Below are 21,642 nucleotides of genomic sequence, written 5' to 3'. Positions count from 1 at the left end.
GATAAACCTATGATAATTGCTAACTTTTCTTCAGGTGTAAATCTAGTTCTAGGCATAATAAAATCCCCTTAAGCATTGATAGATGAATTATTGTTTTTCATCTGTCAACCTTAAGGGGACTATAGCAGTAGCGGCTTAGATTGCTTTTTTATGAATTAGATATATTGAATTAATGTCATCAGAACTGGCACAACGACAATGAACAATACGGTACTAGTTGTCACAATGTTCGTTGCGTATTCAACGTCCCCATGCGCTTCGTTAGCCAAGATTGGCAAGACGGCCAACATCGGTGTCGCGGATTGCACGATCAACGTTTGTGAAGCTAAGGTTGGCATCGAAACGCCCATGTTACCAACGGCCATGAGAACTAAGATCATCACGACTGGTGATAAGACGAACCGGCCAATTAAAGCGACAATCGTATCACGATCGAACCGGATACTCTTTAAGCCGGCGTCAGCTAACACGATCCCGATATAGATCAAGGATAGTGGTGTAACCAAGTTACCAACGTAAGTTAACGTTGAACCAATGAAGGAAATCTTCGTTGGGTTAACGTCTAACAATAAGAAGACCAAGGCAACCAAGAAACCAACCAATGGCATTGGAATCACCTTTTTCCAGTCAATCTTGTTATGCGTCTTTTCCTTTGGCTTCGTTGGGTCATCATTAGAGATCAAGAATACCCCGAAGGCCCAAGTTGAAACCGTGTTAACCACGTAGTAAACCAGGAAGTACGTCATACTCTTTTCACCGAACAGTGCCATGTTTAATGGTAGTCCAATGAAGATCGTGTTGGCGTTAACGATTGCGTTGATAAAGATTCCTTTACGACCAGGACGGATCTTCATAATCCGAACTAGCGCGAACGCAATCAAGTAGCCAATGATGACGGCCACAAAGGCGTAGGCCAAGTAACCGGCAAACGAGGCTAATTGCCCCCGGGTTAGGCGTCCTAACACCGAAACGAAGATTGAAGCGGGCAGTGCGATGTTCTTGATAAATTTCGAGATGGTCCCTGCAAACTGGTCATCAAACCAGCCGGTCCGTCGTAGGACGTACCCTAAGATCATGATCAAAACGACCACTAGGACGCTTTGAATCGAATTCCATAAAACAGTCATGAGTTTTTTGTCCCCATTTCCTACAATTTTTAATGTATCCTATTGAAACTAGTTGTTATTGCTCTCTCTAAAAGCCAACCACTTTGTTACTTAATCGTTTTGTATTCAGGAACCCATTTCATGTCAGCAACGGCCTTTTTAGCATCACTGATTGGTTCCTTGTTCAATTTCTGGTCGATAACACTTTGTGCAACGACTTCTGCCAAAGTTTGGGAGAAAGCCGTAATCTTTGAAACTGGAGGTAAGACTGCGGCACCTGGCTTAGTCGTATCAACGATTCCACCTAATGCATGGCAAGCAGCGGATAAGGTTTCACTGTTCAAAACCTTCGCAGTTGCGGCAATCAATCCAAAGCCTAAACCGGGGTACATCAAGGCGTTGTTTCCTTGACCGATTTGGTAAGTCACACCCTTGTATTCAACGTCTTCGGCTGGAATCCCAGTCGCAACCAAGGCACGGCCATCCGTCCACTTGATCAAGTCTTCAGCGGTTGCTTCAGCTAACTTAGTTGGGTTTGATAGTGGGAAGATAATTGGCCGATCCGTGTGCGCAGCCATTTCCTTAATGATGCTTTCCGTAAAGGTTCCTGGTTGCGTTGACGTCCCAATCATAACCGTTGGGTGAACGGCCTTAACAACGGCTTCTAAGTTGGTCAATTCGTCAGCGTTGCTGAATTCGCTCCGTTGACGCGTGAAGGCCTTTTGCGCTGGTGTTAAGTCTTCGGTGTCATCGAATAACAACCCTTGCTTGTCGACAGCGTAGAAGTGTTGCTTAGCTTCTTCTTCAGTCAAACCAGCTTGCATCAATTCATCCATGATTTGGTTGGCAATCCCCATCCCGGCAGTACCAGCACCAAATGACAAGATTTTTTGATCCTTAATGCTTTCCTTGGAAATGTTTAAGGCGCCGAGAATCCCAGCTAAAACAACCATCCCAGTTCCTTGGATATCATCGTTAAATGTCGCAATCTTATCCTTGTACTTGTCTAAGATGACTTGGGCGTTTGAACGGCCAAAGTCTTCCCAATGTAAAAGTGAGTCTGGGAACAACTTTTGTTCCGCTTCAACGAACTTGTCGATCACGTCGTAGTACCGGTCGCCGTAAACACGCTTGTGACGGTTACCTAAGTACAACGGGTCATCCAATAATTTTTGGTTATTCGTTCCGGCGTCAATACTTACGGGTAACACTTGTGATGGGTCGATTCCGGCAGCGGCGGTGTAAACCATTAATTTACCCACGGCGATGTCGACACCGTTAACACCCCAGTCACCCATACCAAGAATACCTTCAGCATCAGTTACAACAACTAAACGAATGTCGCGACCTTCCGCTGCGTTACGTAACGTTGCTTCAACGTCTTCCGGCGCATCAACTGAAACGAAAGCGGCGTTTTGAGGATCCAAGAACAATTCGTTGTATTGTTCGATGGAGTCGGCAACGACCGGATCGTACACGATTGGCATAAATTCAACCACGTGTTCGTCCATCAAATGGTAGAACAACGTCCGATTTTCATTGAAAAGGTTCATCAAGAAGATCCGTTTTTCCAAACGAGTTGCCTTGCTTTGGAACTGTGCGTAAGCTTGGGTCGTCTGTTCATCGATCGTTTGAACATTGCTTGGTAACGTCCCGGTCAAACCTAAAGCTTGCCGTTCAGCCTTCGTAAACGCGGTACCCTTGTTTAAAAATGGGTTATTTAAAATACGATCTGCAGTTTGAGTCATGTTTAATTCCTCCATGTTGTATTAATTAATTTTACGAACTAACCTTATTAAATTCATCGGTTAGCGAATGCGCCCGGATGAAATCACCGCAACGCGCTTATCAATTTACATTCGTAAGTTTAATCTCGAGGAAATCTTATAGTCAAATCCGTGATATGATATAAATATATTAAATAAGGTAACTAAAAGCGTTGATTTTAAAGGTGATATAAATGAACACAAAAGACTTAGCTTATTTTGATAAATTAATTTCTGAAAAAAGTTTTTCAAAAGTCGCAAAAATTTTCAATGTCAGTCAACCTACCATCACGACCGCCATCAAACGACTCGAAACTGAATTTGGGGCACCGCTCGTCATTCGTGACCGCGTACAAAACACATTACACGTGACGGCTAGTGGTGCTCAATTAGCTGAGCACACCAAGATCGTCTTGCACGAACTGCAGCTTGCTCATCAGGAAATTGACAACTTATCGCAGAACCGCTTAACTTTGGGGTTACCACCAATTATTGAGAATCATTATTTTCCTACGATTGGTGCACGGTTGGCGTCAGCCGGTCTCCTATCCGGTCTCGAAACGGTCGAAGGTGGCTCCATTTGGCTACGCAACGCCGTCCGTGACGGTCGCGTTGACATGACACTACTGGGCTCAATCGAACCCCTCGCCTACCAGACCTTGGTTGCAGAGGAATTCGACCGGCAGCCATTTTGCATCTACGTCTCTAAGCAGCACCCGCTTGCTCAACGTAAACGGATTTATTTTAGCGAACTTCGTCATGAAAATTTTGTCTTTTTCAACAGTAACTTTATTCACAACACGGCGTTCAATAAGCTCACCCGTCGAAACCATTTCCGGCCCAACATCGTTTTCCGTTCTAACGACACGCACGTCTTAATGAAGCTAATCGGCCAAAATGTCGGTATCGGCTTCTTCACTAGTATCGTTGACCATTACCGTAAGGATGTCGTCCGGTTAGATTTAATGGATATCGAGCCCCCCGAATTCATTACCAGTATCGTGTACCGCACCACGCACATCCTGACACCCGCGCAACAACAATTACTCACGATTTTGCACGAAACTTTGACAATTGACGATTAAATCAAAAAAACACCTTTAGAATTTTATTCTGAAAGTGTTTTTTTCGTTCCTATAATCAGATCATAAAGACAGTTATTTCTAAATACGCCGCTCCGTCGGCCAGCCTTGGTATGCTGTGGGGGATGGCCCCAGCCAAACATACGGTCTGTGGCCTCAATTCAAAGCCGATAACCCACGTCTTCGAATCGCCCCGCAAGATTAGCAGCCAAAACCACCTGCCAATCTTGCCGACACAGCGCCCCAAGGCTGGCCGACTGCGCTCAAAATAATCTTACTATTGTTATTACTGTCGAATAATCAGAGTTTGTCACTGATGGTATCGCTAAGCACGCCTTTACAAACAGTGACTAAGCCCTAAATTTAGAACTTAAACAGCGTTTCAATTACGATTAAATAAACAGTCGCCCTATCCTTCTAGACTTGCATCGTTAGTAGCTGATCAATAAACCGTTGTTCATCTGCCGTTGGTATATAGCCTGTTCGCGTGACAACTGAAATATTAAAACTGACGGGTAACTGATCATTAATATCTAAACAGACCACCCCGTCATCCGCCTTGACGACATCACGGACCAGCAAGCTGATGCCCATATTGGCCTTAACCAAAGCTTTTACCCAGGAAATATCCGGCGTCCGATAAATGACTTCTGGATGAACACCCGCAAAGTCACAATACGCTTGAAAGGCCTGCGGATGCACATACTTACCATCGAGCCCAATAAACTGCGCTTGGCCTAAGTCTTTGAAATTAACCGCCGTTTGCTTCGCCAAACTGTTTTGCGGACTCACGATAATACTAAACGGGCGAGCTCCTAAACGAACCGCATGAACTGTCGGCAAATCAAATGGCAGGTACGACCCTAGTAACGCAATATTGATTTCACCATGAACTAATTTGCGCAACAGTTCATCCGAACCCGTTTCAGTGATTTTTAATTGTTGTAATAAGCCGTTTTGTAACAACTTTTCCGCAATCTGTGGAAAATATAATGTCCCAATAATTGGCGGCAATCCAAACCTAATATCCGTTTGCTGGGCGCTTTTAATCTCCTGGTGTGCTAATTTCAAACTCGCTTGAATTTGTTGGGCATTTTTATAAAGCAATAATCCGGTACGCGTAATGTGCGTCTGCTGATGACGACGATCTTGAATAACCAGTTTGACGGCGAATTCTTTTTCTAACCGCTGAATCGCCTGGGTCACCGCCGGTTGTGAGACGGCAAACTGCTTTGCGACCATGGTGTAGTTTTGGCAATCCACTAATGCCCGAAAATAATCTAAATCACGCGTATTCATGCACGGTCACCAAATTCTGTCACGTACATATCGGCAATCTTTTGCTGAAGCTCCGCCACTGAATGTCGCCGTGACCGGGCGCAATCCTTGGCCTCACGATTGCATAATAAACAGCGCCGTTTCGGCAACCCCAAGTCTGTCCGCGACATCGCCCGTTGTGACCCTGCCTGCAAGATATCAATATCATAAAGGCGACCGAGTGGATCTTGTTCTTCAAAAGCCACAGCAGTCCGCTTGCTCGTTGCAAAGTCGGTATTTAAAATTAAAAACCGTTCGTTGCCTGCCGGGTGATTCCAGTCGGCAGCCACCGTATACGTCGACAACTGCGCTTCAAATCGTTGCGTCCCGGCCAAAAACAATCGGCGTAGTGCATCGTTATTCTTAATCGGTCCCGGAATATTTAACTTAATTGCCGCAATCGTTGCTTGGGGATTAGCAGCCATTAACTTTTGCTGATACGCGACACGTTGATCCCGTGCCGTCAGCATATCAGCAATCGTTTGTGACGCTCCCGTCGTAAAAATCGTTGCCATGCTTGTCACTTTCTTCCTATAATGATTACTTATACTCTCAGCTTAACTGAACCCCACTAATTTTCAAGCTATTTATCGCTTAATTTATTGCCACGACTAAAGTTTAAAACTGCCACCAACACCGTAACAATAATCGTTATTTCTGAATTAGGCTGTCCGACTTCACTAGATTTACTGTCGTTCTATTTATTGGATGATCGGAGGTTGCCACTGATAACATCGGTCGTGATGGTGGTCTTAGGCCGGTGATTTTTCCGGGCTTAAACCACGGACGGACTGGAACAATTGCGCATTTTGCAACTGTTCCAGTCGAGGGAGAAGACCGCTCTTTGGCTTCTCCCGGTCCCACGACCGCATGTCATCAGTGGCAACCGGACTAGCTTATAAGTTACAAAAAATCGACCGTGCGACTAGTTGCGGTCGTACGGTCGATTAAGTCTTATCATTTCAAAAAATTACTGTAAATATTTGAACATTTGTTGACCGGCTTGCCGACCAAAGATCACCGTTTCAGCAATCGAGTTGCCACCAATCCGGTTATTCCCATGGAGCCCGCCAACGACTTCACCAGCCGCAAACAAACCAACGATTGGTTGATCATTTTTGTCTAGTACTTGGGTTGCAGGATTAATTGCAATCCCACCCATCGTGTAATGAACAGCGGGGGCAATGTGAATTGAATAAAACGGTCCACTCGCAATGTCGCGATCCATCCCAGTTGTCCGGTTAAAAGTCGTGTCTTTGTGGTTAGCAACCGCTTGATTCCAGTCAGCGACCGTCTTTTCAAGAGTAGCCCCGTCTAATCCAGTTTCAGTCGCCAACGTGGTTAAGTCAGCACCAGTCTTCACTAAACCGACATGGTCGTAAAATTCAACCGCTTTAACCCGGTCACGAATCCCACGGTCAAAAATCAGATAAGCACCCGTGCCACCGAGTTGGTCAATGGCGGCCGTGACGTTTTTCCGTGTGTCCAGTTCATTTACGAACCGGGCCCCCTGTTTATTGACCAAAATTGCGCCTTCACCCCGAACGGCTTCACCAATCAAGTAAACGTGATCAGTATCTTGCTGAACAGTTGGGTGGACTTGAACTTGATCCATATCAACCACCTTTGCGCCGACTGCTTCTGCTAGGAGAATCCCATCACCGGTTGCACCCGGTTGGTTGGTCGTCTGATAATCTTTGAGATCATCACGATACTTGCCTAGTAAAGCTTTGTTAGCGCCAAAACCACCCGTTGCTAGTAACACGGCACCCGCCGTAATCGTGACTGCACCGTCAGGAGTCGTTGCTTGGACACCACTGATTTTGCCAGCTGTCACAATCAATTGATCAACCTTAACGTCTGTAAATAACGGTAATTTGGCCGCTGCGACTTGTTTTAACAATTCGGTTACTAAGAAACCACCGATTGGGGCCATTGAACTCGGCCGGTGGGTCCGCATGACACTCATCCCACCAGTAATGGTCAAATCATCCAGTTTGATGTCGTGGTCAGCTAACCAGTCAATTGCTAAGGCACTGTGTTCTGTAAAGAACTTCAGCAAGGCCTGATTGTTCATCCCGCCGCCACCTTTGAAGGTTTCGTCGTAGAAGCCTTCAAAACTGTCAACGATATGGTGATGTAGTTGCACATTGGTTTCCGCCGCATTCATCCCAGAAGATGCTCGGTTGGTATTACCACCGATTTTCGGCATCTTTTCTAAAATTACTGGCTTCAAGCCTAATTCGTGTGCTTGAATGGCAGCCGTTAATCCGGCACCACCCGATCCAATAATGACCACGTCATAGTTTGTTTTTAAATTCGTTAATGCGGTTGGTGTAAACGTAAATTTGTCAGCCATCAAATTACCCCTCTCACTTAATCATACATCATGAAATGGGCTGAAAAAATCCAGCCCATCTTACTTTAATCATCAATATTCGTCATGTCTAGTGGAACCATCCATTCATCGAATTGTTCCGCCGTGACTTTTCCGGACTTAATTGCAGCTTCACGTAAAGTCGTTCCAGCTTTTTCAGCTGCTTGGGCAATCATTGCACTGTCATGGTAACCAATGTGTGGTGAAAGGGCCGTAACGGTCATCAATGAACTGTCGACTAATTCAGCCATCCGATCCTGGTTAACGGTCAATCCGGCAATCATTCGGTCTGTGAACCCTGTAATGGTCCCGGCCAATAATTCAGCTGATTGTAAGAAGGCATCAATTAAGACCGTCTTGTAAACGTTCATTTCAAAGTTACCTTGGCTCGATGCTAAGTCCACGACCACGTCGTTACCCATAACCCGTACAGCCGCCATCGTAATGGCTTCCGCCTGGGTTGGGTTAACTTTACCAGGCATAATTGATGAGCCGGGTTCATTAGCTGGAATGTTTAATTCATCGTAGCCGGCACGGGGGCCACTAGCCAAGAAGCGAACATCATTAGCGATCTTCATCAGATCAGCAGCTAACGTCTTAATGGCACCGTGAACCACGTTCAAACCAGAATGATGAGCTAAGCCATAAAACTTGTTGGAATCCGCTGTAAATTCGATCCCATAAAGCTTGCTCATTTCCGCTGCAATATTTTCAGCAAAGTGAGGCGCAGCGTTTAAGCCGGTCCCAACGGCCGTTCCGCCCATGGCAAGTTCACTCAAGGTTGGATTCAATTGCTTTAAGTAGTTAATATCATGTTCAATGGCACTGGCCCAACCACTAACTTCTTGACCGAATGTTAATGGTGTCGCATCTTGAAGATGTGTCCGGCCGATTTTAACGACGCGCCAGTACTTCTTTTGCTTGAGCTTTAATTCGGCTAATAAGTGTTCCGCAGCGGCAATCAATTTATCCACCGCAACGGCGGCCGTAATATTCATTGCCGTTGGGAAGATATCGTTGGAACTTTGCCCATGGTTTACGTCGTCATTTGGCAAGATTTCAATGTCTGGATTAATTTTTCCAGCCATATGCGCAACAACTTCGTTAACGTTCATGTTCGTTTGCGTCCCGGAACCAGTTTGATAAACAACCAGTGGGAAGTCTTTACGTAAATCTTCGTCATCTAACGCCAACAGCTTATCAATGGCAGCCACAATTAAATCAGCCTTTTCAGCAGTCATTGCTTCAACTTCTTTGTTCGCAATTGCGGCTGCCCGCTTAATTTGAAGCAGTGCCCGAATCATTTCTAGTGGCATTTTCGTTCCAGTCGGGAAATTGTGACGACTGCGTTCAGTTTGCGCACCCCATAGTGCGGTTACTGGAATTTTAACTTTGCCTAACGTATCTGATTCTACTCGATATTCTGTCATGTTGATGACCTCCAATTAATATAGTAGTAAGCGCTTACTAAATGTGTGAAAAAAATAACATTCAATTTATGATTTAATTCTAGTGCCTCAATATGACTATAGTCAAAACCAGTTTTAGCTATAAGTATTAGTTATGAGGTTGATATGACAACGATTAGAGCTATAATTTCTGTTCAACAATCACCTCTCCCAAAAATGTTTATTTATTCACATAGTTTCATCATTAACTTTGAATCACGATCGTCTTCCCTGTTCAAAATAGACGACTTTTAGCTAGCTTTCTAAAGCTTGAAAGTTAAATTCAGGATTGATTTTTGTTATATCAGTATTCAGACTAATACAAATTGATTACTTGTGAGTTAGTCCGATTGCCACTGATTATCCAAATCACAATAGTAAGCCTATTTTGAGCGCAGTCGGGGAGCCTTGGTATGCTGTGTCGGCAAAATTGGCAAGTGTTTTTTGTCTGCCAATCTTGCGGGGCGATTCAAAGACGTGGGCTGGCGGCTTCGAATCGAGGTCGCAGACCGCCCTGTGGCTGGGACCGTCCCCCATAGCACACCAAGGCTCCCCGACGGAGCGGACAATTTAGGAATGCCTATCGTTACGATGTTAATAGCGGTTTTAGACTTTTCAACCGTTAACTTTATAATACCCTAAAACAACGTTGACACAAAAGTATCAACGTTGTTTTAATTATTATTATTCAAGTTTCATGTTTTAAATCAATCACGGTTAAGCTTAATCTTTAACCGCTTTGATACTATCAATAATCGTCCCGTCACGGTATTCAATCAAAGCAACCGTGCGATCCGTAAATTCAAGTGGTTGTGGTTGGCCGACTTTCTTTTCAGCAAGTTGTTGCAGCTCTTCGATGGTGTAGACCGGTACCCCGGGAACGTTGCTGAGTGCCTTAACTAGGTCTTGGCGCCGCGGGTTGATGGCAATCCCGTATTCCGTCACGACCACGTCAATTGAGTCGCCAGGTGTAACCACGGTCGTCACTTCTGGGACAATCGTCGCTAACCGCCCACGAACAAGTGGTGCAGAAATAATGGTTAACTTAGCTGTCGCTGCATCTTGATGACCACCAATGGCGCCCCGAATCACGCCATCTGAACCAGACATGACGTTGACGTTAAAGTGCGTGTCAATTTCCAAAGCACTCAGAATCGCAACGTCTAATTGGTCAACCATCGCGCCCTTATTATCAGGGTCAGCATACCATGACGCGTCAATTTCTTGTTGCTTCGGGTTAGCATGCATGGATGCTGCCGCGCCCTTATCAAAATCTTGAACGTCCATGACCTTGTCGACTAAACCTTCTTCCAACAGGTCCGTCGTTGGCTTGGTAATCCCACCAAGTGCAAACGACGCCTTGATCTGGTTGTCGAGCATCGCTTGTCTCAAGTAACGCGTTACGGCCAGCGCTGCACCACCAGAACCAGTTTGGAATGAAAAGCCATTTTTGAAGTATGGTGAGTTCACAATGACATCATTAACGGTCTGCGCAATCTTCAATTCCTTAGGGTCTTTGGTGAAACGGGTTGCCCCGGAACCAATCTTGTCAGGATCACCAACTTGATCAACCTTCACTACGTAATCGACCTGAGTTTGTTTGATTGACGCTGGCGTATTCGGGTAAGCCACTAAATTATCCGTTAATAACACGACCTGGTTGGCATACTGAGCATCCATTAACGCATAACCTAATGAACCGAAGACCGCCTTGCCAGCCATCCCGTTAGCATTACCTAACCGATCGGCGTTGGGCACACCAAGGAAAGCCACGTCAATTTTAATATCGCCGTGTTCAATGGCCCGTGCTCGGTTCCCATGTGACCGGAAAATCACTGGGTTGGCCAAGCCACCATGTGAAACGAAGTCGCCAAGCGAGCCCCGCATCCCGGAACTCGTGATGTTGGTAATGGTGCCAGCTTTGATGGCTTCAATAACCATATCGTTCATCACACCCGTCAATGAAGAAGGTGCTAACGTTAAGTTTTTAATGCCCGCATCAATAATTGCCCGCATCACTTGGTTAAAGACAAAGTCACCATTTCTGAAATGATGGTGAAATGAAATTGTCATCCCATCTTTAACCGTTGCTTTAACGACGTCCGCAACGGAGTCAACGACTTTATCGTCCCCGGTTGAAACGTGGACTTTTGGTGCCACCCGTTGAATCTCTGGGTGACCGATTTCGGCCGATTCAAATCCTTGATAATTTAACTTTTCCATTAAATCCGCTGGTAATTCACGATTTACACTATTTTTCAATGTAATTGCCCTCCTCATCAAGTAGGTTGGAAACTTTGGCTAGCTTCATCACACGCTGTGCACGTAGGACAACGGGCCGGTCGACCATTTGTCCGTTCATCGAGATGACACCAGAACCCTTAATCCGGGCTTCTTCAATCGCTGCGATCACCTTTTGTGCCTTGATGACTTCATCCTTAGTCGGTTCGTAGACTGAGTTGACCATCGCAATTTGGCGTGGGTTAACGAGTGATTTGCCATCAAAACCAAGTTGATGAATGTGGCGCGTCTCACGGTAGAAGCCTTCAGGATCAGACATATTCGTAAAGACCGTATCAAACGCTGCAATCCCAGCTGCCCGTGCTGAATGTAAGACCATGTTACGGGCAAACTCTAATTCAGCACCGTCAGGATAACGATGGGTCTTCATATCGGTCGTATAATCTTCTGCAGATAAGGCAACCCCAATCATCCGGTCGGAAGATGCTGCGATTGCTGGTGCGTTTAACACACCCTTAGCACTTTCAATGGCCGCCATGACATGGGTCGTCCCCACGGGAATCCCAAATTCTTTTTCAGCAGCGGCCACATCCTTGACCAGTGTCTTCATCATTTCTGCGGATTCAACTTTTGGCAACCGAATAACATCGATCCCCGCCTTAACCATCGCTTTGACATCATCCGCATAGTACTTAGTATCCAAGCCATTAACCCGAACAACGAGTTCAGCATTACCATAGTCCTGGGTCTTTAAGGCTTCGTACACCAGTAAACGGGCGGCATCCTTTTCAGCCATCGAAACGGCATCTTCCAAATCAAACATGATGGAATCAGCGCCGTAAATACCCGCATCCTTGACCATTGCGGGGTTATTGCCTGGCACAAACATCATTGTACGACGTAATCGTTCTTCTTTTTCAGCCATTATAATACCTCCCATGCTGGTGTCGTGGTTTCGAGGGCCCGCTGTGCAGCGGCAATCGTCCGTGCTTTAATGACACAGTCCAAAGCCCCTTTATCGACAGCACGCACCCGCACATTATCAATATTTAATTGCTGCAAAGTGGTGGTAATCACGTGTTTGATTTGAGCACCAAATTGTTTAATAACATCTGATTCTAAATCGATCTGAATGCCGTTATCCCCCGCCATTAACATGATTTGAATATCAGATGATTCCAACGTTCCGGCAAAAGCCGATGTCTTAATTTCCATTAATTTTCATTCCTTCCTGAATGCGACTTTGTAACACTGATAAATTATTTTTTATAAACTGTGCCGTTGTCGGCGGTACTAGTTGATTTAACTTGGTTAAGTCGCCACTTTGAATCCATTGTCGAACCGTCCGCGCTGAAATTGGCTGATCTGCCACTTCAGTTCGCGGCACGACTTGGACCTTAACGGCGGGTGGCAGTTCGCGCTGCAAGGTTTGATTATAAATCGCAGTTGTCCGCGACGTTGGTTCACTCCCGACAAACCGGGTTGTAATGTGCAAGGCCGGTGCTAACTGCGTTTTAAAGATCCGCGCGTCCAACGTGGTCTGTGCTTCAATCGCGCTGGCCGCTGAATCCAAAAAGTAAGCCGGAAAAGTTGCGGCACTCACAAGGTAATCGCCACCGCTGACGACCCGCACGTTTGGTAAATCCGCCGTCCCCTGCTGAACGAGGTCAACCCGTTCAGCCGTCCGGAACAAGCTAGCATCCGTTGCCACCACGAACACGTAGACCAAATCGCTAACCGCCGCGGCCTGTTCAACCAAATAGCGGTGCCCGCGCGTAAACGGATTCGCATTCATCACGATTGCACTCACGCGCTGATTGTCCTGGTTCGCAATGCCCGGCAATTGTCGGACAAAATCAGCAACGTCCGGTAAACCGTTTTCCAAAACCGCCGCTTCATCCGAATGGGCCAGTTCCTTAAACCCAACGTGTTGAAAGCTTAACGAATACTTGGCCTTTGTGAAGACCATCATATGAAAAATATTTGCTTGAAATAATCGGCTCACCAATGCACTCACAATTTGATTAAACCGTGCGCCCGGTTGGCTATTCTGATTACAGACACCCACATATTTGAGGACGTTTCCCGCAATCGACCCCGTACCGACGAGTTGATCATCTTCAATCAACCCGAGGGTCACATCGATTTGGTCAACTTCCCGCGCACTAAAATTGGTAATGCCTAATGACGTTAGAAAGTGTTGCCACTGAGCACGATCATGAGGATTATTTAACTGCATCTCAACAACCTGAGCTGTCATTAAAAGCTACCTCCTATAATTGTGGATGTGCATAGGCCGCAACTGCCGCCGTCACATTTGGCACAACGCTGGGATCAAAAACACTTGGAACAATGGTGGTTGCACTCGGATTTTCCACGGTCTTGGCAATTGCTTGTGCGACCTGAACCTGCAATTCATCATCAACCTGTTTGACCCCGTTATCCAGCAGACCCTTGAACAACCCTGGAAAAGCCAAAATATTATTGACTTGGTTGGGATACTGACTCGAACCAGTTGCAATGATCGTTGCCCCGGCCTTCTTAGCCACCGCTGGATCAATTTCTGGTACCGGATTAGCCAGCGCAAAGATAATTGGGTCATGATTCATTAGATGGACCGCACCAGCCGATAAGACGTTGGCGTCCGATAACCCAATGAATGCATCTTGATTGGCCATCACTTTAGCTAACGGTTGCCCTTTAAGACTGGCTGGTGTCTGTAACTGCTTAGCCAAATCACGTTGATACTGGTTATACCGACGATCATCCGCCGTCACAACACCATACACGTCTACTAAGGTCAACTTTTTAACACCCACCGCTGCTAGTAATCGTGCGGTCGCCAGTCCGGAAGCCCCGACACCGTTGATGACGATGCGCATTTGTTGCAACGTCTTACCGACCACCCGTGCAGCATTGATCAAACCGGCTAAAACAACAATCGCCGTTCCTTCTTGGTCATCGTGGTAAACCGGAATGTCCAGTTCATCTTTTAAAGCGGCTTCCAACTCAAAACATTTTGGCGCCGTAATATCTTCCAAGTGAATTCCCGCAAATGATAACGACATATTCTTAATCGTTTCAACCATCTTAGGAACACTAACCTGGTTTAACGCCAATGGAATGGCATTAATCCCAGCTAAGTTTTTATAGAGTAAGGCTTTGCCTTCAACAACTGGTAGGCCACCAGCAGGGCCAATGTTACCGAGGCCCAACACGGCAGAACCATCAGTGATCAATGCGACTAACTTGCCACTCATTGTATATTTAGCCTTTAACTCTGGGTGCGCCGCAATCAACTTGGAAATAACCGCAACGCCTGGCGTATACGCCTTTCCTAATTCTGCTTTGTCCGTCACTTTTAAATCTGAATGGATATCCAAAACCCCGGTGTGGGCCGCGTGTAACTTTAAAATTTCATCTTGTTCAACCATATTGGCATGCCTTCTCTTCTCATAAAATACCGTTCATTACATTAATCTAAGTCTACGACTGATTTTAAAAAATATCAAATTTCACACTATTTTTTAAAATTTTTCAAAAACTAGTTTTCTGGTATAATGAACTTAATATTTAAACGAAGAGGTTACTGATATGGATGACATGAATCATCGCCGACTGCTGATTGGAATTTCACATGATTACTATTTATCTAAAATCAACATTGCTGAAATTTCCAAGAAATATCAGGTCAGTCGGTACTTAATTTCTAAATATCTAGACGAAGCCATGGCTACTGGTTTAGTTAAAATCAACATCAATACGCCCATTGAACGCAATAGCGAACTTGAAACTGAATTTAAAAAGCAATTTTCAATTGATCACATCTACATTATTAAAGATGCGGATACGACTAGCGATGATGAGCGCCACGTTATTGAATTTAGTGCTGAAATAATTCAACACCAAATCTTACAAAGCCAAGTCATTGGGGTCGCTTGGGGTGGCACCGTGTTGAGTGTCATCGATAATTTTCAAACAGGAACCCGTAATGACCTGCTCTTCACGCAATTTATGGGGGATAACCTTAAAACTAATGCAGCGAACGGTTCCACCCCGTTAGTTCAAAAGGCCGCCGCCAAGTTTGGGGCCAAATATGTCACCATCCCTGCGCCTTTATACTTATTCAACGATCAAGCGCACCAAGCACTCGCACAGGAACCTGCAATTGTCCCTGCCATTAGCAATTTCGACCGTATGGATATGTTATTCGCAGGAATTGGCACGCTGGCTTCAATTGATTCGATTCCAGTTTGGAAACAAAACCGGCAACAAATTTTAGGTGGTGCGAACCCTGAAGACGTCGTTGGCCTGTTGTACGGCCGGCCATATGATATCAATGGTCACGTCCTCAACGAACATCACGATAAGTTATTTGGCGCCAAACTCGCAACCATTTTAAAAGTGCCACGGCGCTTTGCCATTGTTAAAAGTAAATTTAAGAGCAAAGCCCTGCTAGGTGCCATCCGTGGTCGCCTCTTAACCGACATCATTATCGATGAGGCGGTTGCCAACCGGGTCCTCCAAGAGGATCAAGTTTTACCATTTAAACCCTAATAAGCGTTTCTTCTAAAACAGGTACCGACACTGACCAGTTATGGCAGCTTGGCACCTGTTTTTAATTCATCTAAATCACACTACCAGATACCAATTACTTTCATCCAAAGAGCACCAACACCGCCCCAAACAACTAGGTAGAATAGTCCTAAGACGAAGTTTAATTGCCACCATTTGCCTTGACTCACATAGCCTGAGCCAAAGAGCACGCTCGCTGGGCCATTTGCATAATGCGTGGTTGATGCGAAGATTGATCCGACAAAGCCAAGCATCAAAGCAGAGAAGGTTGCTGGTGCACCAGCTGAAACGGCCACGCCAAGTAACGCCGCGTACATTGCTGAAACGTGGGCGGTCCCACTAGCAAATAGATAATGACTGTAGAAGTAGAACAATGCCAATGCGGCTAAAACAATGCCCCAACTGAAGCCTTTCAGTGCACCACCAATCGCACCTGAAAGCCATGGAATAAATCCTAAAGAATTCAATTCATTTGCCATGAAAATCAAAATTGAGAACCAAACCAACGTGTTCCAAGCACCGGTTTCATGCAAGATATCGTCAACTGAAAGTACCCCACAAACTAATAGAAGTGAGACAGCCATGAAGGCGACTAACGCAGCATCCAAACCAATGAAGCTAGATAACATCCATAGGACCAAAGCTAGTAAGAAGACGCCGCCCATGATTTTTTCAGGAAGGCTCATTTTACCCATCTTATCTAACTCACTGTCTGCCCATGCCTTAGCGTTAGGGGTGTCTTTGATTTCCGGTGGATACATTTTATAAATTAAATATGGCACAACCACTAAACAAATAATCCCGGGAACGACCCCTGCTAAGAACCACTGCATCCATGATAAGGTGATATGTAAGCTCTTGGCTAACGTCACAGCCACTAAGTTTGGTGCCATGGCTGTCATAAACATCGTACTAGTAATTAAATCACCGTGAAATTCAGCAAATACTAAGAATGACCCAATTTTGCCCTGAGTTCCATCTTTAGGATCTGAGTGGAACGTTTCAGCTAAGGATTGGATGATTGGGTATACAATCCCACCAGCACGGGCCGTGTTACTTGGTGTGGCCGGTGCGGTTACTAAATCAACTCCGATTAACGCGTACGCTAACCCTAGCGTTCGTTTACCAAACAGTCGCACAAACACCAGCGCAACCCGTCGTCCTAGCCCCGTATTAATGAAGCCCCGTGACATGAAGTATGCCATGGCAATCATCCATACCGTACTACTCCCAAAACCAGATACCGCAGTCTTCATTGGGACGATGCCGAACAACACGGTTAACGTCAATCCAACGATGGCGACCCCGGCAATTGGTAATGGTCGGGTAATACAACCGATAATCGTTGCTACAAAAATAGCAAATATATGCCAAGCATTCAGCGAGACGCTTGCTGGCTTAATGGGACTGCTTACCCAAATAATCAATCCCACCAGTAGCGGTATAATAAAATTACGATAATTAATCTTATTTAGTGTCATTTTAATTCCTCCCCACTATTTCCTCTTGTGACTATGCCACATTTAACATTGCGAGCATTTTAGTTGCGAAGTGTTGCATCCGTGCACGTTCATCATCTGAAAGATCAGCTTCGATCACTTTTTGTAACCCGTTACGATTAATAATTGCAGGTGACCCTAAGTACAAATCATTAATTCCGTATTGCCCAGATAGCGCAGCGGAAACAATCAATTCAGCATTTTCATCATTTAAAATGGCGCGGCAAATCTGCATTAAGCTAACCGCAACCCCGTAGAACGTGGCGCCCTTTTGCTTAATAATCTGGCCACCCTTGCCACGAACTGCTTGCTCGATTTCCGCTTTGAACTGGTCATCGACCGTCGTGACTTCTGCAAGTGGTTGATCATTGATCATAATTTCATCAAAGTTAACAATTGAACTATCACCATGTTCGCCAAGGACAGCGGCATCAACCGCAGTCGTTGCCACGTTCAGCTTCTGAGCTAATGCGACCCGTAACCGTGCCGTATCTAATGAAGTCCCAGTACCAATGACCCGATTACGAGGGAACCCAGATAACCGTTGTGTCATGGAAGTCAGGATATCAACCGGATTGCTTGAAACAATGAAACAACCGTTGAACCCACTGGCAACGACCGGTTTAACAATCGATTCCAGAATCTTTGTATTACGGTTAATCAAGTCTAAGCGACTCTCACCAGGTTTACGTGGCACGCCAGCCGTAATGATTACAATATCAGCGTCGTGGGCGTCCGCATATTCACCAGTGTGAATCTTAGTGGCATTTGTAAAGGCAGCGACATCTTCTAAATCCTTGACGTCCCCTTCTGCATGCTCTTTAACCAAATCGACAATGACGAGTTCATCAAGCGCACAATTCTGAATAAGGGAAAAGGCAAATGATGAGCCTACCGAACCATCACCAACAATAACGACCTTGCGTTGTTTCTTATCCATTTTAATATCCTTCTTTCATCAAAAATGTCTATTTAATTAGGAGGTTTGTAACTTAGTTACCTAACTCACAAGTATTATAACGCAAATGCTTTCATTTTTTCTATTTTTTTAAAAATAAATTATTTTTTTGAAAAAGTTAAACATAATTATGCCTATAAAGCTTGTTTTAACAGTATTTTTAAATAATTTTACTTGTGAACAATTTAAAAAGCGGTGTTTTGTGAAGGCTTTTTCGTAACCGGTTACATTTCAGCCTTATTTAACCCACTTTTTTCTTCCCATACGACCTAAAACCAAACGTCGTATCTTCATCCAGTTAAAATAAGCTAGCCGTGGTATATTAGACATACACTCAACATAAGAAAGGATTACTAACTTGGATAACGAAACTTTAAAAAACTATTTGGCCGATAACTCCCAAGTCATTACGATTTTTATGGATAAAGCAACTGATTTTCTAAATCGTCAAAATGCCGACCGAGCACCAGCCCGTCGCTATAACGATGCAGAAATCACCCGGCAAGCTGAAAAAATGCTGGACAGTGTAATTGACAATATCCATGGCAAAATTGCGCCCCACACACGCGAACAAACCCCCGCTGCTTGGGCACGATTTTTAAGTGAAAATGATGTGCTTGATGATCTCGAACTTTCTATGACGGAATTATCATTTGAATCCGAAGACTGAGAACCCAGAGTGAGACAAGGGGCGGTTAGTTTGCGAGCATTAACGTGAAATCAGCGATTATTCCGGGGTTTGGAATGGTCGCTGATTTCGGGTTAAGCGGAACAAGCTGCCTTTTGGTCCACGTTTCGACCGTAATAATAAGAAAAACCATTCAGAAATTTGATACTTCTGAATGGTTTTTGAGTTTAGTTCCAGACTCATTTTTAATTTTATTATTCATTAACGCCAAATCAAGCTATTAGTTGCGTTTCTAATCCTAGAAAAATAGTTAAAATCAATAAATCAGCTGAGCCACCCAGACTGTAGTTCCGGGTCACAAAGATTTGATTCAGCTCCCCTAAGAACGCCATCCCCGCTTCCGTACGACTCCCCCCCAGCTCAAAGTAGCGTTGCGCCTGTTCGTGGACCCAATCGACCACGTGCGGATCACGGGCCCGCTTAACTAAATTCGTGTCGACGGTCGCTTGAACGATCGCCATCAAGGTATCCAGCAAGCGTTGATTAATCGTCCCATGACTCCGCTGCAACGCTGGTAACGCCACCGTCATCACGGTTGGATAGCCCGCCTCGGCTTCCCCGCGAATCCCCTTAATTCCGTACGTCAGGTATTCGCGTTCTCCGGCCGTTAACGTTGCCGGATCCTTAGTATCCAAACCATTAAAATCATTGGCGGTCAGTCCTTTAAGCATTGCTTGCACAATGGTCGTCAGCGTTTGCGCCGGTTGCTGGACGTGATAGGCCGCAGCCGTCACCAAAATTCCCAGTGAAAATACGGCGCCCTTATGCGTGTTAACGCCGTTGGTCGCCGCAAACATGGTCCGCTCCGCCTCAACTCCGATTGACCGGATTTTTTGAAACAATCCCGTTAAATCGTCAGCCGTATACGTCGCACCCGCCGATGCACAGGCTTTAAAATAAGGTTCCAAACTTAGCGCACTATCAATAAACATGAAGGCGTTCATATCCGGATGTGGGCCGGCTGATAAGGGGTCCACTAGCCCCGGCTTCGGATTAACCGTCACCTCGTATAGTAGCGCTCGTAGCGCGTGATTGACAATAACCGTAGTTTCCAACACATTTCCTCCATCTGACTCATTACTCATCGATATTCCCGCTGTGACCCAACGTCAAAACCAGTAACCGTCTCTTTATCATACTAACGATTTTATAACGAAATTGACAGTTGCACCATGCCTTGAAGGCTATCCTTATAAAATACCGGTTGCTTACTCAGCTTCTTAGTTTTACTTTTGATAGCTTACACCACTGAGACTAAGTGCCGCCACACGCTAAAATTAATTGAATCGCCCACGCGCACCCAAATAAGCGTAGAATGTAGTCATAAGTACAACTAAGGGAGAATATTATGTATCAGCTATTAACAGACTCAACCGTGGATTTGCCTTATCAACTGCTCAAAGACAATAACGTTAACTTCGTTTCTATGAACGTCACCATTGATAACCAGGAATCTTCCGACGATTTAGGCCACCATTTTGATTTGGCTAATTTTTATCACCAAATCGGCAAGGGTGTGATGCCGACGACCGCGCAAATCAACATTGGTCAATTTATTGAATTCTTCAAGCCATACGTGCAAGCCCACACGCCGATTTTATACCTCGGCTTTTCATCCGGGTTAAGTGGCACCTTTAACAATGCTCGGCAAGCCAAAGAAATGCTCATGCAGGACTTTCCCGAAGCCGAAATTTACCTTGTGGATTCGTTAGCCGCTTGCTGTGGAGAAGGCTTAATGCTACTGGACGCGGTCGACAAACGTGATGCGGGGATGCCAATTGACCAACTGGCTAATTGGTTGACTGAAAACCGGTTGTATTATCAGCAATGGTTCACCGTCGATGATTTGAAATATCTTTACCATGGTGGACGCGTCTCGCGTACATCCGCCACGGTTGGATCACTCTTGCAGATTAAACCCGTGATGGACGTTGACCCACTTGGGCATTTACGCCCCGTCCAAAAAGTTCGTTCACGGCGGCGATCACTCACCACGCTGGTAACTAACACCATCACGAATCTCCGTAATCAGGACAATCCGCGGATCATTATTGCAACTAGTGATGCGGACGACGCGGCCCAGGCCATCCGTGAAAAGATTCTGGCAAAGTTACCGCACGCCGAAATCTTATTGTCTAATATTGGCCCCACCATTTCTAGCCACACCGGCTTAGGGTGCGTTGCCGTCTTTTCATTTGGCAAGACCAAACGCGAATAACATCATCCGAATGCAAACAACCACTAAAAAAAGATTAGGGTTGACGCCAACTAGTCATTCGTGTGATAATGTTTGACGGTGCCAAACCACGGTCGACAGCTCCGGATCGGCGCGCAAGCGTTCAGAAGGTCTGTGAAGTCGACCACGCGATCATCCTCTTGAGGATGATCGTTTTTTTTATTTAATGACTGATTTTAAAACGACTAGAGTCTGAGACAAAACTCAAAAAGCCATCCAGAAATATCAACTATTTCTGAATGGCTCTCCTTACTACTATGGTCGAAACGTGTGACAAAAGGCAATTTGTTCCGCTTAACCCAAAATCAGCGACCATTCCAAACCCAGGAATAATCGCTGATTTTACGTT

Annotated in this window: 18 protein-coding genes; 4 read left to right on the top strand and 14 right to left on the bottom strand. The window is 45.3% G+C overall.

Annotated features, from left to right (window positions below):
• Window positions 1-155 precede the first annotated feature (155 nt).
• Both AAA939_RS05270 and AAA939_RS05265 read right to left on the bottom strand, forming a co-directional pair.
• On the bottom strand, window positions 156-1,127 hold the full coding sequence (locus tag AAA939_RS05270) for an AEC family transporter (protein WP_338208014.1): 972 nt from the start codon (window positions 1,125-1,127) through the stop codon (window positions 156-158).
• A gap of 86 nt (window positions 1,128-1,213) precedes the next feature.
• Window positions 1,214-2,854 carry a malolactic enzyme gene (locus AAA939_RS05265; RefSeq protein ID WP_338208013.1) on the bottom strand — a complete coding sequence of 547 codons (1,641 nt, stop codon included), beginning with the start codon at window positions 2,852-2,854 and terminating at the stop codon, window positions 1,214-1,216.
• Window positions 2,855-3,066: 212 nt separating this feature from the next.
• Between AAA939_RS05265 and AAA939_RS05260 the strand changes: the two genes are divergently transcribed.
• A complete protein-coding gene (locus tag AAA939_RS05260; protein WP_338208012.1) occupies window positions 3,067-3,957 on the top strand; it encodes a LysR family transcriptional regulator in 891 nt (296 codons plus the stop codon).
• Window positions 3,958-4,371: 414 nt separating this feature from the next.
• On the opposite strand, the gene AAA939_RS05255 is transcribed toward AAA939_RS05260, so the two are convergent.
• The 9 genes from AAA939_RS05255 to AAA939_RS05215 all read right to left on the bottom strand — a co-directional run bounded on the left by AAA939_RS05255 (window position 4,372) and on the right by AAA939_RS05215 (window position 14,771).
• Window positions 4,372-5,253: a LysR family transcriptional regulator gene (locus AAA939_RS05255; protein ID WP_338208011.1), complete on the bottom strand. Its 882-nt coding sequence runs from the start codon at window positions 5,251-5,253 to the stop codon at window positions 4,372-4,374.
• Window positions 5,250-5,786: a citrate lyase holo-[acyl-carrier protein] synthase gene (gene citX, locus AAA939_RS05250; protein ID WP_338208010.1), complete on the bottom strand. Its 537-nt coding sequence runs from the start codon at window positions 5,784-5,786 to the stop codon at window positions 5,250-5,252. The genes AAA939_RS05255 and citX overlap by 4 nt, the downstream gene beginning before the upstream one ends.
• Window positions 5,787-6,241: 455 nt before the next feature.
• On the bottom strand, window positions 6,242-7,630 hold the full coding sequence (locus AAA939_RS05245) for a flavocytochrome c (RefSeq protein WP_338208009.1): 1,389 nt from the start codon (window positions 7,628-7,630) through the stop codon (window positions 6,242-6,244).
• Window positions 7,631-7,695: 65 nt separating this feature from the next.
• Window positions 7,696-9,078 carry a class II fumarate hydratase gene (locus tag AAA939_RS05240; protein ID WP_338208008.1) on the bottom strand — a complete coding sequence of 461 codons (1,383 nt, stop codon included), beginning with the start codon at window positions 9,076-9,078 and terminating at the stop codon, window positions 7,696-7,698.
• A gap of 741 nt (window positions 9,079-9,819) precedes the next feature.
• Window positions 9,820-11,358 (bottom strand): citrate lyase subunit alpha, encoded by a 1,539-nt coding sequence (gene citF / locus AAA939_RS05235; RefSeq protein ID WP_338208007.1) that lies wholly within the window; start codon window positions 11,356-11,358, stop codon window positions 9,820-9,822.
• Entirely contained in the window at window positions 11,348-12,262 is a 915-nt protein-coding gene (gene citE, locus AAA939_RS05230) for a citrate (pro-3S)-lyase subunit beta (protein ID WP_338208006.1), read from the bottom strand. Before citE ends, citF begins: the two co-directional genes overlap by 11 nt.
• Window positions 12,262-12,552 (bottom strand): citrate lyase acyl carrier protein, encoded by a 291-nt coding sequence (citD, locus tag AAA939_RS05225; protein WP_338208005.1) that lies wholly within the window; start codon window positions 12,550-12,552, stop codon window positions 12,262-12,264. The genes citE and citD overlap by 1 nt, the downstream gene beginning before the upstream one ends.
• Window positions 12,542-13,597 carry a [citrate (pro-3S)-lyase] ligase gene (gene citC, locus AAA939_RS05220; protein WP_338208004.1) on the bottom strand — a complete coding sequence of 352 codons (1,056 nt, stop codon included), beginning with the start codon at window positions 13,595-13,597 and terminating at the stop codon, window positions 12,542-12,544. The genes citD and citC overlap by 11 nt, the downstream gene beginning before the upstream one ends.
• Window positions 13,598-13,610: 13 nt before the next feature.
• Window positions 13,611-14,771 carry an NAD(P)-dependent malic enzyme gene (locus AAA939_RS05215; RefSeq protein ID WP_338208003.1) on the bottom strand — a complete coding sequence of 387 codons (1,161 nt, stop codon included), beginning with the start codon at window positions 14,769-14,771 and terminating at the stop codon, window positions 13,611-13,613.
• 160 nt (window positions 14,772-14,931) lie between these two features.
• On the opposite strand from AAA939_RS05215, the gene AAA939_RS05210 reads away from it, so the two are divergent.
• Window positions 14,932-15,894 (top strand): sugar-binding transcriptional regulator, encoded by a 963-nt coding sequence (locus tag AAA939_RS05210; protein ID WP_338208002.1) that lies wholly within the window; start codon window positions 14,932-14,934, stop codon window positions 15,892-15,894.
• An 80-nt stretch (window positions 15,895-15,974) separates the two neighbouring features.
• Here AAA939_RS05210 and AAA939_RS05205 read toward each other — a convergent pair whose 3' ends face one another.
• Window positions 15,975-17,393 (bottom strand): anion permease, encoded by a 1,419-nt coding sequence (locus AAA939_RS05205; RefSeq protein WP_338208001.1) that lies wholly within the window; start codon window positions 17,391-17,393, stop codon window positions 15,975-15,977.
• A 31-nt stretch (window positions 17,394-17,424) separates the two neighbouring features.
• The gene (locus tag AAA939_RS05200; RefSeq protein WP_338208000.1) at window positions 17,425-18,351 is read right to left on the bottom strand and encodes an L-lactate dehydrogenase; all 927 of its coding nucleotides are present in this window, start codon (window positions 18,349-18,351) and stop codon (window positions 17,425-17,427) included.
• A gap of 376 nt (window positions 18,352-18,727) precedes the next feature.
• Between AAA939_RS05200 and AAA939_RS05195 the strand changes: the two genes are divergently transcribed.
• Complete coding sequence (locus tag AAA939_RS05195) at window positions 18,728-19,039, top strand: hypothetical protein (protein WP_338230524.1); 312 nt, start codon at window positions 18,728-18,730, stop codon at window positions 19,037-19,039.
• 230 nt (window positions 19,040-19,269) lie between these two features.
• Here the strand turns inward: AAA939_RS05195 and AAA939_RS05190 are convergent, their stop codons facing one another.
• A complete protein-coding gene (locus tag AAA939_RS05190; RefSeq protein ID WP_338207997.1) occupies window positions 19,270-20,112 on the bottom strand; it encodes a triphosphoribosyl-dephospho-CoA synthase in 843 nt (280 codons plus the stop codon).
• 293 nt (window positions 20,113-20,405) lie between these two features.
• Between AAA939_RS05190 and AAA939_RS05185 the strand changes: the two genes are divergently transcribed.
• Window positions 20,406-21,275, top strand: coding sequence for a DegV family protein (locus tag AAA939_RS05185; RefSeq protein ID WP_338207996.1), 870 nt, complete (start codon window positions 20,406-20,408; stop codon window positions 21,273-21,275).
• Window positions 21,276-21,642: the final 367 nt, after the last annotated feature.

It is taken from the genome of Lactiplantibacillus paraxiangfangensis (genome assembly GCF_036246185.1).
In the GTDB taxonomy this organism is placed as follows: domain Bacteria; phylum Bacillota; class Bacilli; order Lactobacillales; family Lactobacillaceae; genus Lactiplantibacillus; species Lactiplantibacillus paraxiangfangensis.
The sequence above is the reverse complement of the archived record's forward strand: the minus strand, read 5'-3'. Positions and strand labels throughout refer to the sequence as shown.